11 protein-coding genes and 1 pseudogene are annotated in these 14199 nt (G+C 74.0%); 5 read left to right on the forward strand and 7 right to left on the reverse strand.

Annotation, left to right across the window (positions count from 1 at the left end):
• Nucleotides 1–51: 51 nt before the first annotated feature.
• The 4 genes from EV383_RS31750 to EV383_RS20435 all read right to left on the reverse strand — a co-directional run bounded on the left by EV383_RS31750 (nucleotide 52) and on the right by EV383_RS20435 (nucleotide 5011).
• The gene (locus EV383_RS31750) at nucleotides 52–837 is read right to left on the reverse strand and encodes an ABC transporter ATP-binding protein (protein ID WP_207223598.1); all 786 of its coding nucleotides are present in this window, start codon (nucleotides 835–837) and stop codon (nucleotides 52–54) included.
• Nucleotides 828–1901, reverse strand: a complete 1074-nt coding sequence (locus EV383_RS31755; protein ID WP_242623224.1) for a FecCD family ABC transporter permease — start codon at nucleotides 1899–1901, stop codon at nucleotides 828–830. Before EV383_RS31755 ends, EV383_RS31750 begins: the two co-directional genes overlap by 10 nt.
• Nucleotides 1902–1920: 19 nt before the next feature.
• A complete protein-coding gene (locus EV383_RS20430) occupies nucleotides 1921–2991 on the reverse strand; it encodes an ABC transporter substrate-binding protein (protein ID WP_165438417.1) in 1071 nt (356 codons plus the stop codon).
• Nucleotides 2992–3175: 184 nt separating this feature from the next.
• Entirely contained in the window at nucleotides 3176–5011 is a 1836-nt protein-coding gene (locus tag EV383_RS20435) for a sigma-54-dependent Fis family transcriptional regulator (protein ID WP_130291403.1), read from the reverse strand.
• Nucleotides 5012–5215: 204 nt separating this feature from the next.
• Here EV383_RS20435 and EV383_RS20440 point away from each other — a divergent pair, with 204 nt between their 5' ends.
• From EV383_RS20440 to dinB, 3 genes are all read left to right on the forward strand, one after another.
• Nucleotides 5216–6265, forward strand: a complete 1050-nt coding sequence (locus EV383_RS20440; protein ID WP_130291404.1) for an FAD-binding oxidoreductase — start codon at nucleotides 5216–5218, stop codon at nucleotides 6263–6265.
• A complete protein-coding gene (locus tag EV383_RS20445) occupies nucleotides 6262–6564 on the forward strand; it encodes a hypothetical protein (protein WP_130291405.1) in 303 nt (100 codons plus the stop codon). The genes EV383_RS20440 and EV383_RS20445 overlap by 4 nt, the downstream gene beginning before the upstream one ends.
• 102 nt (nucleotides 6565–6666) lie before the next feature.
• Nucleotides 6667–7887 (forward strand): DNA polymerase IV, encoded by a 1221-nt coding sequence (dinB, locus tag EV383_RS20450; protein ID WP_130291406.1) that lies wholly within the window; start codon nucleotides 6667–6669, stop codon nucleotides 7885–7887.
• Nucleotides 7888–7985: 98 nt separating this feature from the next.
• Here dinB and EV383_RS20455 read toward each other — a convergent pair whose 3' ends face one another.
• The gene (locus tag EV383_RS20455) at nucleotides 7986–8852 is read right to left on the reverse strand and encodes an HTD2 family dehydratase (RefSeq protein WP_130291407.1); all 867 of its coding nucleotides are present in this window, start codon (nucleotides 8850–8852) and stop codon (nucleotides 7986–7988) included.
• 17 nt (nucleotides 8853–8869) lie between these two features.
• Nucleotides 8870–10057 (reverse strand): CaiB/BaiF CoA transferase family protein, encoded by a 1188-nt coding sequence (locus EV383_RS20460; protein ID WP_130294789.1) that lies wholly within the window; start codon nucleotides 10055–10057, stop codon nucleotides 8870–8872.
• A 961-nt stretch (nucleotides 10058–11018) separates the two neighbouring features.
• Between EV383_RS20460 and EV383_RS32310 the strand changes: the two are divergent.
• Nucleotides 11019–11396 (forward strand): annotated as a pseudogene (locus tag EV383_RS32310) (C40 family peptidase); the annotation flags it as partial.
• A 1062-nt stretch (nucleotides 11397–12458) separates the two neighbouring features.
• On the opposite strand, the gene EV383_RS20470 reads toward EV383_RS32310, so the two are convergent.
• A complete protein-coding gene (locus EV383_RS20470; protein ID WP_165438418.1) occupies nucleotides 12459–13349 on the reverse strand; it encodes a metal-dependent hydrolase in 891 nt (296 codons plus the stop codon).
• A 161-nt stretch (nucleotides 13350–13510) separates the two neighbouring features.
• Between EV383_RS20470 and EV383_RS20475 the strand changes: the two genes are divergently transcribed.
• Nucleotides 13511–14191 carry a TetR/AcrR family transcriptional regulator gene (locus EV383_RS20475; RefSeq protein ID WP_130291410.1) on the forward strand — a complete coding sequence of 227 codons (681 nt, stop codon included), beginning with the start codon at nucleotides 13511–13513 and terminating at the stop codon, nucleotides 14189–14191.
• Nucleotides 14192–14199 lie beyond the last annotated feature (8 nt).

Below are 14199 nucleotides of genomic sequence, written 5' to 3' on the forward strand. Positions count from 1 at the left end.
GCAGCCTACGGCCGTGCCCTGCGCCACAGGCCCACCCGGCCGGAGGTCCGGCTACGGCACGGGGAGGCAGGCACGGACCGTCGCGCCGTCCTCGCCGACCCCGGTCAGGACGCGCACCGGACGCCCGAACGCCTCCCCCAGCGCCCCCTCGGTGAGGACCTGCTCCGGCGTCCCGACCCGCAGCGTCCGGTCGGGACGCAGCAGCGCGGCGGTGCTCGCGACGGCGAACGCGTGGTCGGGGGTGTGGGAGATCATCACGATGGCCAGGCCGCCGGCGGCCAGGTCGCGGATCTCGTGCAGCACCCGGGCCTGGTTGCCCAGGTCCAGGTTCGAGGTCGGTTCGTCCATCATCAGCAGGCGGGGCTGCTGGGTGAGCGCCCGGGCGATCAGCGCCAGCTGCCGCTCGCCGCCGCTGATCTCGGTGAACGGGCGGGTGGCCAGGTGCCCGACACCGAGGCGGTCCATGCTCTCCTCCGCCACGGCCCGGTCGGCCCGTCCCGGCGCTCCGGCGACGCCCAGGTGCGGGGTGCGTCCCATCAGCACCACCTCGCCGACCGTGAACGGGAACGGCGCGGCGTGCGCCTGCGGGACGTAGGCGACGGTGCGGGCCAGCTCCCGGCGCCCCCACCCGGACAGCGCGCGCCCGTCGACCAGCACCCGCCCGCCGCGCGCCGGGAGGAACCCGAGCACCGACTTGAACAGGGTCGTCTTCCCGGCGCCGTTGCGCCCGAGCACGCACAGCACCTCCGAGGCCGCGACGGTGAACGAGAGCTCCTCCAGCACGTCGACGTCGCCGTAGCCGCACCGCAGGTCCTGGACATCGAGAACTACGTCCACGCGCGCCGCCCCCTGGCCAGCAGCAGGAGGAAGAACGGTGCCCCGACGAGCGCGGTGAGGATTCCCAGCGGCACCTCGGTCGTGAGCAGCGTGCGGACCAGGTCGTCGACCACGAGCAGGAAGATCGCGCCCAGCAGCGCGGAGACGGGCAGCGCGCGCCGGGCGTCCGGCCCGACCAGCATCCGCGCGGCGTGCGGGATCACCAGGCCGACCCAGCCGACCATCCCGGCCGCCGAGACCGACGCCGCCGTCATCAGCGTCGCCCCGACGATCACGAACCCCTTCACCACCCGTGGGTTCACCCCGAGCGAGGCCGCCTCCTCGTCGCCGAAGGCGAGCACGTTGAGCCGCCAGCGCAGCACCATCAACGGCACGAGACCGATCAGGACCGGGACGAGCACCGGCACCAGCCCGCGGACGGTCACCGTGTCCAGGCCGCCCAGCAGCCAGAACGTGATCTGCGGCAGCTTGTCGTCCGGGTCGGCGACGTACTTGGTGAGCGAGATCAGCGCCGAGCACAGGCTCGACACGACGATGCCGGTGAGCACCAGCGTCAGCGTGGACTCGTGGCCGCGGCCCACCACGGTGCCCACGGCGTAGGTCACCAGCACCGCGCCCAGGCCGAGCACGAACGCCGAGAGCTGCACCCCGGCGCTGCTCCAGGACAGCAGGATGCCCAGCGCCGCACCGACGCCGGCGCCCCCGGAGGCGCCGAGCAGATCCGGGGAGACCATCGGGTTGCGGAACAGCGCCTGGTAGGCCGCGCCCGCCGCGGCCAGCGCTCCCCCGACCAGCACCGCCGCGACGATCCGCGGCATCCGCACCAGCCAGATCGTGACGTCGTCGACGCGGGGCACGGTGCTCGGACGGCCGGTCAGGTGCGCGACGAGCACCTCGACGATCGTGGCCGGCGGGTACGACGTGACGCCCACCGCGAACGACACCGCGACGGCCACCACCAGCGCCACCGACAGGATCGTGACCACCGGCCATCGGCTGCGACGCCACGGGTCCGCGGCCACGCCGGCCGCGGCGGGCGTCTCCCGCTCGGTCCCGGCGCTCACCGGAACACCGCTCACCGGATCACTGCGGGTCCTGGGCGGCCAGCATCGTCCGGGCCTCCGCCTCGGTCAGCGGGTGGTGCAGGAAGCGGTCGTAGAACGAGCGGGTCTCGGCGACCATGTCGACGTCGCCGAACAGCTCCGGGTGCAGGGTCTTCCCGGCCCAGCGCAGCTGCAGCGCCGTCTCGACGCCGTAGCGGTCCCAGTGCCAGCCGCCGGTCGGGTTGATCACCGCCCGGTCGTCGTGGACCGCGGGGAGCCGGCTCCAGAACGGGTCGGCACGCAACTTGTCCAGCGTCTGCGCGCCGGTGTCGGTGGCGACGAACGCGCTGCCGGCCAGGATCACCACGTCCGGGTTCCACTGCGCGACCTGCTCGGTGGACACCGGCCGGACGTTGCCCGTGACCTGCGCGGCGTTGCGCCCGCCCGCGGCGGTGATCCATTCGTCGATGATGCTGCCGGTGCCGTCGACCACCAGCGGGTTGAGCGAGTAGACGTGCAGGACGCTCGGGCGCTTCTCCGCGGGCAGCGGCGACGTGCGGCCCCGGACCTGCGCCAGCGTCTCGTCGAGGTAGGCGTTGTAGGCGACCGCCTGCTGCTGCGCCTCCGGCCCGAGGACCTCCGCGGTGGTGGCGACCATCTCCTTCAGGTCGGGGTAGTTCTGGAACCCCAGCTGCACGGTCGGGATGCCCAGCTCGGTCGTCTTGGCCGCGATCTGGGTGCTCTTGTCGGTGAACAGCACGTCCGGGCGGGTCCGGGCGAGGCGCTCGGTGCTGACCGTGGAGTTGGTGAACACCGTCGGCGCGTCCCGGAACGCCGGGTTGACCACGTAGAGCCAGGGCGCGGTCTTCTCGGTGAGCACCGTGGCCGCGATCTCGTCCCCGGCGCCGAGCATCTGGACGACCTCGTTGTGCGCGGGCCAGGCGTCGGCGATGCGGGTGATCGTCGTGGGCACCGCGACCTGCGCGCCAGTGACGTCGGTGACGACGCGGGTCGCGGCGACCGGGGCCTGTGCGTCGGGCGTGGCCCCGCATCCGGCCACCAGCGCCGCGGTCAGCGCCCCCACCGTCGCGAGCGCGACGCGAACCTGCATCGACCCCATGGTCACCGTCCTCCACCGAGCAGCCGTCAAGCGCGCTCACCCGGAGCACGGCCGGATGATAAGCACAGATTCGACGCAGATGAGAGGAGTTCGACGAACTGTGACCGCAGATGCAGTTTCGTAGCCTGGAGATCCGTTCCCGGCCCGGCTGCGTCCCCTGAGCCGCCCCCGGCCGCTACGCCGGGGTGATCCCGAACTCGCGGATCTTCCGGTAGATCGTGGCGCGGGACATCCCGAGCTGCCGTGCGGCGCGGGCCTTGTCGCCCCCGGCGTCCACGAGTGCTCCGGCGATCGCGTCGCACTCGATGGACTCGAGCGGGGTGAGCACGCGGCGGACGGTCGCGCGGCATTCGATCGGAAGGTCGTCGACGTCGACCGTTCCGGCCCGCCGCCGGGCGAGGACCTTGCTGGCCACGTGGCGGAGCTGAGCGACGTTGCCCGGCCACGGGTTGCCCCGCAGGTGCCGGATCGCAGCGGGGCTGAAGCTCGGGGTCGCGCCTCGCCCCAGCCTCGCGACGAGGACCGCGAGCAGGTCCTCGATGTCGTCGGCGTGGTGGCGCAGGGGAGGCACCGTCACGCTGACGGCCAGCATGCCGGTCAGCGCCGCGAGATCGGTCGTCCGGACGTCCCGGTCGGTGTACGTCGCGACCACCGTGGGCCGGTCCGGTCCGGGGAGCTCCCAGTACGGCTCGATCAGGTCGGCGAGAACGGCCGCGTCGACCGGGTCGACCGCCTCGAGGTGGCGCAGTACGACGGTCGCGCCGTCCTCCTGCAACGCCTCGGCCACCTCGTGCGACCAGGTGCCGGAAGGCTCCGCGAGATCGGCCACGAACAGATGCGACGCGGGCTTGCGCAGTCGGTGCGCGGCGACCGCCAGTACGGTCTTCCCGACGCCGGGCTCTCCGTCCAGGATCATCCAGTTGCGCTCGGCCAGATGCCGATCCACCGACTCGACGCACCGGCGCCACAGCGGAGCGGAACCGACGACGCCGAACGTCCGATAGGAGGCGGTCCCCCGCCGCGGCCTCCGCGAGCGGGCGTCGGTGGCGAGCCGGACCCTGAGGACGCCCCGGCCCCGGCTCTCGCCCTCGGGGCCGGGCAGGCGCCGGACCCGCGCGGTGGCACCGGTGGGCAGGTCGACCAGGAACTCGCGGTCCCGGCCCGGGCCCGGTGCCGAGTCCAGTACCGCCGCCGTCCCGGCGAGCAGCGCCGCCTGGTCATCGGGGCCGAGCAGCTCACGGGCCAGACGGTTCATCATCAGCAGGTCGTCGTCGACGGCGAAGATCGCGCTGCGGGTCTGTTCGCAGGCCGCCAGGAACTCGTCGACGAGACTCATCTCCCGCCGGCCGACCTGGCTGAGCAGGGCGTCCTCGATCCGCCGGCCCAGGGTGAGGGCGACGGTACCCATCAGCGGGTTCGCGTCCCGGTGCCAGCACGTCAGGTCGAGGACTCCGAGCAGGCCCCCGTGCACCGGGTGACGGATCGGGGAGCCGGCGCACGCGAGGCTCACGAGGTCCTCCGCGTAGTGCTCGTGCCCGAACACCTGTACCGGACGGTTCTCGGCCAGGGCGGTCCCGATCCCGTTCGTCCCGGCAGCGCGCTCGGCGTAGCTGTGCCCGGGCGCGAGGCACACCGCGTCCATCCGCCGGTTCAGGACCGCGTCCCCCGAGCGGCGGTCCAGGACCACCCCCTGCGCGTCGCAGAGGATCAGGCTCGCCGGCTCGTTGGTGAAGTGGTCCGACATCTCGTCCAGGATCGGGCGGGCGGCCCGCAGCAGCGGCGAGTCGGCCTCGGTCTCGGACGGCCGGGACAGCTCGATCCGTTCGGCGTCGACGTTCCAGTCCCGGGCGCGCCGCCATGACGCCGCGATCGGCGCGCGCACCTGACCGTCGGTGACGTCGTCGTCGACGAAGAACGCCGACCGCGCACGGGCCACCTGGGGCCCCGACGGGTCGCACCCGGACAGCGCGGCGGGCCGGCGGCGTCCGGTGGAATCGCCCGTCTCCCGCATGCGCGCTCCCCTCGACCGGTGCGGCCGTCGACAGCGCACGGCCGGAGCCCACCGGCGACGGAGCCGATGCGATCCAGGCTATGACCGGCGTCTCGCCGACTTGTTCTCAGGATGAGACGTCGGCCCCCGACGGGCCGTCGGTGCGCTGTCATTCGCGCTGTCGGCCGGTCACGGCGCCGGCACACGGAGGCAGGGAGAGGTCCAGTGGGTGAGAAGCACACCGTCCGGTTCGAGCCGGTCGGCATCGAGATCGAGGTCGACGAGGACCAGAACATCCTCCGGGCCGCGGCCGAACAGGGCGTGCAGCTCATGCACGGCTGCAAGGAAGGTCAGTGCGCGGCGTGCAAGTCCTTCGTTCTCGAGGGCGAGGACATCGAGTACGACTCCTACTCGACGTTCGCCCTGCCCGACTACGAGAAGGAGGAGGGCTCGACCCTGCTCTGCCGGGCACACGCCTACGAGGACCTCACGATCGAGCTCCTGAACTACGACGAGGAGGTCATCCGGTCCGGCCTGCCCCTGCGGCCGGGCACGGTCGAGATCGTCTCCAACGAGGCCGTCACGCACGATATGCGGCACCTGGTGGTCAGGCTCGTCGAGCCGACCGAGATCAAGTTCTTCCCGGGCCAGTACATGGACCTCCGGATCCCCGGGTCCGACGAGTGGCGCTCGTTCTCCATGGCCACCACGCCGAACCGCGACGGGCGGTTCGAGTTCGTGATCAAGGTCTACCCGGACGGCCGGTTCGGCACCTGGCTGTCGCAGGAGGCGGCGGTCGGCGACCGGATCGAGGTGGAGGCACCGTTCGGGACGTTCACCCTGCGCGAGAACCGCACGTCGGATCTGGTCTTCGTCGGCGGCGGCGCCGGCCTGTCGTCGATCCTGGGGCTCCTGCGGTCGATGGCCGAGCGCGGCGTCGAGCGCAGGGCCACGTTCTACTACGGCGCACGCACCGCGAAGGACCTGTGCTTCGAGAAGGAGCTCGCACAGCTGGAGGTCGACCTTCCCGGCTTCACCTTCGTCCCGGCGCTGTCGGAGGCATCCGCGGACGACGACTGGCAGGGCGAGACCGGGCTGATCACCGAGGTCCTGCACCGCCGGGAGCCGAGCCTGACCGGCCGCGACGCCTATGTCTGCGGCCCGCCACCGATGGTCGACGCGGCGATCGCGACGCTGACCGGGCTCGGGGTGTCCGAGCACAACATCTTCTTCGACAAGTTCACCACCACCGGGGAGAAGGAGGACGCCGCGTGACGACGCCCACCCGCCATCAGCTCGAGCACCTCGCGCGCCTGGCGCGTGCGGTGCGGGACTGCCCGGAGATCCTGGCGCTCTATCCCGGTCCGACCGGGCGGATCGCGAGTACGACGGCGACCGGACGGGTCGTCGGCCTCCTGGTCCAGGGCCGGTGCCTGATCGTCGGCGTCGTCCCACGTCCCGGGATCCCGCCCGAGCAGGTGGTGACGGCCGTCCGGAACGCGGTCCGGCCGCTGGTCCCGGCGCCGATGGCGGTCAGCGTCGTCGTCTCGTCGCCGCAGTCGACCGGGAGGTGACCGGCGGGTCACGGCACCGGTGGGAAGGCGCGGATCGTCGGGCCCAGGACGCGTCCCGGACGAGCCGTCGGGCTCGCTTCTGTCGGGGGTGGATGCGAACATCTGTTCGTGCGAGGCGAGGCGACCATTTTGCATGCCGACCTGGACGCGTTCTACGCGTCCGTCGAGCAGCGTGACGACGTGCGTCTGCGCGGGTGTCCGGTGATCGTCGGCGGCGGGGTGGTGCTGGCCTGCAGCTACGAGGCCAAGGCGTGCGGGGTCCGGACGGCGATGAACGGGCGTCAGGCGCTGGCGCTGTGCCCGTCCGCGCGCGTGGTCCCGCCGCGGATGGAGGCCTACTCCGAGGCGAGCAAGGCGGTGTTCGCCGTCTTCCGGGACACCACGCCGCTGGTCGAGCCGATCTCCATCGACGAGGCGTTCCTCGAGGTCGGCGGACTGCAGAAGATCGCGGGCTCACCCCCGGAGATCGCGGAGACGCTGCGCCGCCAGGTGGCCGCCGACGTCGGGCTGCCGATCACCGTCGGGGTGGCGCGCACGAAGTTCCTGGCCAAGGTCGCGTCGGGGGTGGGCAAGCCGGACGGTCTGCTCGTGGTCCCGCCGGACCGCGAGCTGGCGTTCCTGCACCCGCTGCGGGTCGAGCGGCTGTGGGGCGTCGGTGCCGTGACGGCCGGGAAGCTGCACGCGCTCGGGGTGCGGACCGTCGGTGAGGTGGCCGGGCTGGGCGAGGCGCCGCTGGTGTCGTTCCTCGGCCCGGCCGCCGGGCGGCACCTGCACGCACTGGCGCACGGGCTGGACCCGCGGCCGGTGCAGACCGGGACGCACCGGCGCTCGATCGGCTCGCAGCGCGCACTCGGCCGTCGCTACCGCAGCCCCGAGGAGCTGGACACGATCCTGGCCGGGACGGTGGACCGGCTCGGCCGCCGGCTGCGCGGGAGCAGCCGGGAGGACGGACGCGGCCGGGTCTGCCGGACCGTGGTGCTGCGGCTGCGGTTCGGCGACTTCACCCGGGCCACGCGCTCGCACACACTGCCGGTCGCGACGGCGCACACCCCGACCCTGCTCGGCGCCGCACGGACGCTGCTCACCACGGCGCTGCCGCTGATCGAGGAGAAGGGCGTGACGCTGCTGGGGCTCTCGCTCGCCAACCTCGACGGTGACGACGCCGTCCAGCTCGAGCTCCCGCTCGACGCGCACTCCGGCCCGGCGCTCGACGTCGCGCTGGACGCGGTGCGCAGCCGGTTCGGCGCGGCCTCGGTGAACCGGGCGACCCAGCTCGGGCGTGACCAGGGCCTGTCGGTGCCGCTGCTCCCGGAGCACGAGTAGGAGGTCGTCAGCAGGGCCGGGTGTTCGCGTAGCCGCCGTTCGCCTCGATGTAGTAGCTCGTCACGTCCCGGGCGACACGCGGACGGGATCGGGACCCGCTACCCGAGCTCGACCGTACCGCGCACCGACTCCGGCGCCCCCACCGACCCGCAGGCGATGTCCATCCCGGAACCGGTCTCCGCCGCGCTGCCGCCCGCCCACAGGTCGGCCCCGGCGAACGCGGGGCTGGTGAGCCGGTAGTCGAACGACGTCACGCGCACGTCGGGGCGGTGCCGGCGCGGGATCTCCAGCGCGAGCATCGCCAGCAACGGGCCGTGGACGACCAGGCCCGGGTAGCCCTCGACGCCGGTGACGTAGGGGTGGTCGTAGTGGATGCGGTGCGAGTTGTAGGTCAGCGCGCTGAACCGGAACAGCAGCTCCGGGCCGGTCGGGGTGGTGAACGAGTGCTCGTGCGACGGCGGGTCGGCCGGTTCGGGTGCGGACATGCCGCGGCCGGTCCCGGCGGGCTGGGACCGGTAGACGAAGTCCTGCTCCTCGGTCATCAGCAGCGTCTCGTCGGCGACGCGGTGGAACTCCTGGCGCAACGTCACGAACGCCATCTCGCCGCTGCGCCCGGACTTCACCCGCACCCCGCCGAGCGCGGTGCTGCGCCGGACCTGCTCGCCGACGCGTACGGGCTCGTCGATCCGCAGACGTCCCCCGGCGAACATCCGGCGGCGGTCCGGGATCGGCGGCAGGAAGTGGCCGTCGGCGGGGTGGCCGTCGTCGCCCAGCTCGACCTGCGCCGGGTGCTCCAGGAACGCGAACCAGTGCCACAACGCCGGTATCGGCTCGCCCTCGCCGGCCACCGGCCCGGGCAGGTCGAACATCCCGGAGACCGCGGCGACCTGCCACGCGCGCACCGCGTCGGTGTCGGTGACCGGGCCGGGGGCCCAGCCGTCCAGTGCCTCGGTGAGCATGCTCATCTTCGACGACCTCCCGGTCAGGACGTGGTGTGCGGCGGGGACTCGTCGAGCCAGCGCAGGATCGACCCGGTGTCCGCGCCCGCGGCGGGTACGGCGCCGGTCGGCTCGGCCCAACCGGCGGTCACCGGCGGGAGCGGCATCCGCACCGGGCCCGCGGGGGTGTCGGTGTCACGCCAGCGGTCGCGGGCGGCGAGCTGCGGGTGTTCGGCGAACCCGTCCATCGTGCGCTGGCGGGCGTTGGCGATGCCGGCGTCGTCCAGGCGGCGCTGTGCGGTGTCGACGTCGAGGCCGGCGAACACGTCGGAGACGATGACGTCGAGCTCGGCGCGGTGGGCCTGCCGCGCGGACCCACCGGCGAAGCGCGGGTCGGTGGCCAGCTCCGGCTGCTCGAGGACGATCTCGCAGAACAGCACCCACTCGCGTTCGTTCTGCACGGCGAGGTTCACCACCTCACCGGTCGCGGTGGTGACCGGGCCGTACGGCGTGATCGTCGCGTGGCTGGCGCCGGCGCGCACCGGGGCGGTGCCGCCGTAGCGCGTGTAGAGGTACGGAAAGCCCATCCACTCCCCCAGCGCCTCCAGCATCGACACCTCCAGCGCCTGCCCCTCGCCGGTGCGGTGGCGCTGGTGCAGCGCGGAGAGGACGCCGGAGTAGGCGTACATCCCGGCCGCGATGTCGGCCACCGAGATGCCCGCCTTGACCGGCTGCTCCGGGGTGCCGGTGACCGAGACGAAGCCGGCCTCGCACTGGATGAGCAGGTCGTAGGCCTTGCGGTCGGAGTAGGGTCCGCCCTCGCCGTAGCCGGAGATCTCGCACGCCACCAGCCGGGGATGGCGCTCCACGGCCTGTGCCGAGCGGATCCCGAGTCGCCCGGCCGCGCCCGGGGCGAGGTTCTGCACGAGGACGTCGGCGCGGGCGAGCAGCCGCTCCAGGGTCTCGCGGCCGTCGTCGGACTTGAGGTCGAGCGCGATCGACTCCTTGCCGCGGTTGAGCCAGACGAAGTGGCTGGACTGGCCGAGCACGGTGGTGTCGTAGCCGCGGGCGAAGTCGCCCTCGCCGGGACGTTCCACCTTGATCACCCGGGCGCCGAGGTCGGCGAGCTGGCGGGTGGCGAACGGCGCCGCCACCGCCTGCTCGACGGCGACGACGAGGACGCCGTCCAGCGGGCCGGGGACGCCGTCGGCCGAGCCCGGGACGTCGTCCAGGGGTCCGGGGGCGGGATCGGGCGCGGTCAACGGGCGGCTCCTCGTCTCGTGTCGATCACCCGGAACCGTACGACGACGGCTCCGGTCCCGCCGGTCCCGGACCGGTGCGCCGGGCGGGGAGGCCCGTCACCCGCGTCCGGCGCAGCCGTCACCACATGGCCCAGCACCCCTGATCGACCGGGACGCGGACCGGGACGACGACCGACCAGCTGTGACCGAACCGCTCCGATTCGCCGTGCATTACCACTCGAACGAGTGAGACGATCAGGCGGCCCCCACTTCCCGCTACGGACGAGGCCGCACGATGACCGAACCCTGGCCGACCGGACGTCGACGGCGCGGCGCCGCCGGTCCGGACGGGGCGGTCGGCGACACACAGGGGCCGGCGGAGAAGCACCCCGTCCGGCACGCGACGGCGACCGAGACGGCGGGCGCCGGGGACGCGACAGGGGCCAAGAACGCGCCAGGAACCGGGGACAAGCCAGAGGCCGGCGGCACGCCAGGAACCGGGGACACGCCGGCGACCGGGGACACGCCAGGGACCGGCAGAACGGCGAGCGTCGGGGAGGCCACCCGGGCGGAGCGACCGGCGATGCCCGTCCGCCACCGGCCGAGGGCCGACGTCATCCGTGCGGAGATGGCCCTGCGTTCGCGGGGGCCGTGGGCCGCCGGAGCGGTGGTGGCGAGCCTGCTCGTCCTGACCGGCGTCGCGGCCGCCGACGCACCCGTCGGCGCCGGGACGACCGGCGACCGGGCGACCGGGTTCCACGCGGCTCCCCTCGCCGACCTGCAGTCCGGGCCCCTGCCGGGATCCACGACGCCGTCGGGCCCGGCACCGGGTACGGCCATCGCGGGAACCGGCGCTCCCGGGGCGTCACCGCTCCCGGACCCGGCCCTCCCGGTCTCGACGGGCGCGGAGCCGCTGACCGTCGAGCCGGCCGCACTCGCCACCGCCCTCCCCGACGCCCGCGCCCGCACCGCGATCCGCGTCGCGATGGACCAGATCGGACTGCCCTACATCTGGGGCGGCGACGGCCCCACCGAGGGCGACGCCGGCTTCGACTGCTCCGGCCTGACCACGTTCGCCTACGGCGAGGCCGGGATCGACCTGCCCCGCACCGCCCACACCCAGTTCCGCGCCGGCCCGCGCGTCCCCGCCGCAGCGCCGCTGCAGCCCGGTGACCTGGTCTTCTACGGGACGTGGGCGAAGGTCCACCACGTCGGAATGTACCTCGGCGACGGCCGGATGGTGAACGCGCCGACGTTCGGCGAGCCCGTGCAGACCGCCTACTACCGGTGGAACGGCGACGACTACATCGGCGCCACCCGCCCCGCGTCCTCCCCCGACGCGACCGAGCCCCTGCCCGCGGTCCCGGAGACCCCGGACCCCGACGTCCCAGACGCCCCACCGCTCTTCGACGCTCCCGCCGCGCCCCGGCCGGCCGCCGTGCCCGACCCGGTCGCGCCGCAGCCGGAGGAGCCCGACTCGGCCGCGGCCAGCGTCGCCGGTTCCGACGCCGACATCGCCGCCGGGAAGGTACCCGCCCCACGCCCGGCCGCCGCACCCTCCGCCCGGGCCACGACCGCCCCGCCACCGTCCAGCCGCGCAGTCACGACCCCGTCCGCGGCCGCACCGCGATCGTCCGGCCCGGGCGCACCCACGCCGCAGACGGCTCCGTCCGCATCCGCGCCACAGGCGACTCCGTCCGCATCGGTCGCCACCCCGGGCGGGACCACACCGGCCGGCCCGCCGGTCGCCGCCGCTCCCAAGCTCCCGCCGACGAAGCCCGCGCAGGGCGCGCCCCCGAGTACGGTGCTGTCCCCGGCGGTCTCGCCCGCGTCGCCGACCCCGGCGGTCCGACCCACGTCACCGACCCCGGTCACGCGGCCGCAGCCCGTGGTTCCCGTCCCGAGCACACCCGTCGCACCGTCGTCGAGACCCACCCCGACGACGCCGAAGCCGACCACGCCCCCGAGGACGACCACCCCCGCCCCCACGAGGACGGCGCCCACCACGCCGGCGCCCACTTCGACGACTCCGGCCCCACCCGCACGGCCCACACCCGCGGCGACACGCTCGATCACCCTCGGTGGACGCACGGTCGCGCTCGTCGCCGTCCCCCGCGACGAGGCAGGCCTCCCCGCCCGTCCCGGGGCGTGGACCGGCGAGGACCGGCGGATCGTCCGCCTGACCGATCCCACCACCGTCGCACCGGGATCGACGGTCACCCTCACCCTCGCCGACGGCCGCACGACACGCTGGACCGTGCGCACCTCCACCGTCACAACGACGGCGGAGGCCGGCGAGACGCCGGGCGCGCTGGTCGTCGTCGCCCCGGCCGGTCCCGGACGGTGGACCGTCCTCGTCGCCCGCCCGGCGTCGTGACGGCCGTGCGGTGCTCTACGCCGATCCCCGGCGGGCCGGACGCCGCAGCTGCTCGGTGAGCGATCCGTCCTCGCCGAAGAGGATCTCGCGCCACTGCTGCTCCAACGCCCGGGTGTCGTGCTTGTCGGGATGGAAGCGCGGGTGGTTGAACACCGGCATCCGGGTCAGCACGCGCCGCATGAACTGCCCCGGCCCGAACATCAGGCGCCAGCCCTCCCGCAGGTCGGACGGTCGCCGCCAGATCCCCTGCTGGACGAGCAGGTAGCCCCAGCCGAACAGCGCCGCGACCCCCACCGTCGCCAGCACCAGCGGCACCGCACGGTCCCGCTCGGCCTGGTCGGTCCCGATCACCTCGTAGACGTCGTAGGTGACCGACTTGTGCTCGAGCTCCTCGAGGGCGTGCCAGAGCCACAGCTCGGCGATGTCGCCGTGCACGCGACGGCCGAACTCGTCGGAACCCAGGATGTCCTCGGCCAGGACGGCGGTGAAGTGCTCCATCAGCGCGGTGCAGGCCAGCTGCTGGCGCGGTGACGTGCGCTCCAGGATCTTCAGCGCGGTGGCCACGGCCTTCTCCGGCACGCCGACGGGGAACCCGCGGTCACGGAACGCGGCGTTGAGCCGGTCGTGCTCGCGGCTGTGGATCACCTCCTGCGCGGTGAACCCGGCGACCTTGGCGCGCAGCTCCTCGTCGGTGACCCGGTCCCGGAACGCCACGACCGAGCGCACGAAGAAGTCCTCCCCCGGCGGGAAGATCGCCGAGAGCATGGCCAGGAACAGCGTCGCGGTCGCGTTGTCGGCGTAGGCCCAGGGCGCGAGCGCGTCGGGGAGCCGGAAGTCCAGCTGCCGCGGCGGGATGCCGACGTCGGCGCCCTGCAGGCGGCGGGGGCGGGGAGCGGTGTCGGTCACGGGTGGTCTCCTCGGTCGTCGAGAGCAGCGCCGGCGGAACGGGCACGGTCGCGGGGCCGCGGTAAGTGAACACAGAGTATCCCGTACAGCACGTACCCCTTAGATCAGGAGCATGACCGCGCCGCGGTGCCGGTGTCAACGCCGACCGGGATGATGGGCGGGTGAACAGCACCGGATCGGACGCCGCGGGGGTCGCGGCCCCGACCGACGGGCGCGCCCGTCGCTGGGCCGGGCAGCGGGCCGGACGGCGCGCCGAGGTGGTCCACGCCGCGATCACGGCCATCGCCGAGCACGGCCCGGAGGCGACGACCGAGCAGATCGCGGCCGCCGCGGGCGTCCCGCGGCCGGCCCTCTACCGCCACTTCGACGGCCTGGACGACCTGCAGGGCGCGATCGCCGAACACGCCCTGACGCTCTACGTGGAGGCGCTCGCGCCGGTGTGGAAGCCGCGCGGCACGCCGCGGGAGATGCTCGTCGCCGCGATCGCGGCGCACGTGCAGTGGCTGGCCGGGCACACCGACCTCTACCGCTACATCCTGCGGGCGTCCCGGGTGACCGACGCGATCACCGACGTCCGCCAGCGCATCGCCGACCGGATGGTGGGCCTGCTCGGCGAGGACATCCCCGGTGGCGGGCTACCGGCGGCGGTCGCCGAGCCGCTGGCCGCCGGCGCGGTCGGGCTGGTCGACGCCGCGACCGGGCGCTGGCTGTCCTCGGCCGACCCGCTCCCGCTCGACGAGCTCGCCGAAGAGCTCGCGCGCTGGGTGTGGGCGGCGCTCGACGCCGGGTTCCGCGCCCGGGAGATCGTGATCGACCCGGACGCCCCGCTGACCGGCGGCTGAGCCACCCG

Origin of the sequence: Pseudonocardia sediminis (assembly GCF_004217185.1) — a bacterium.
Lineage (GTDB): Bacteria > Actinomycetota > Actinomycetes > Mycobacteriales > Pseudonocardiaceae > Pseudonocardia > Pseudonocardia sediminis.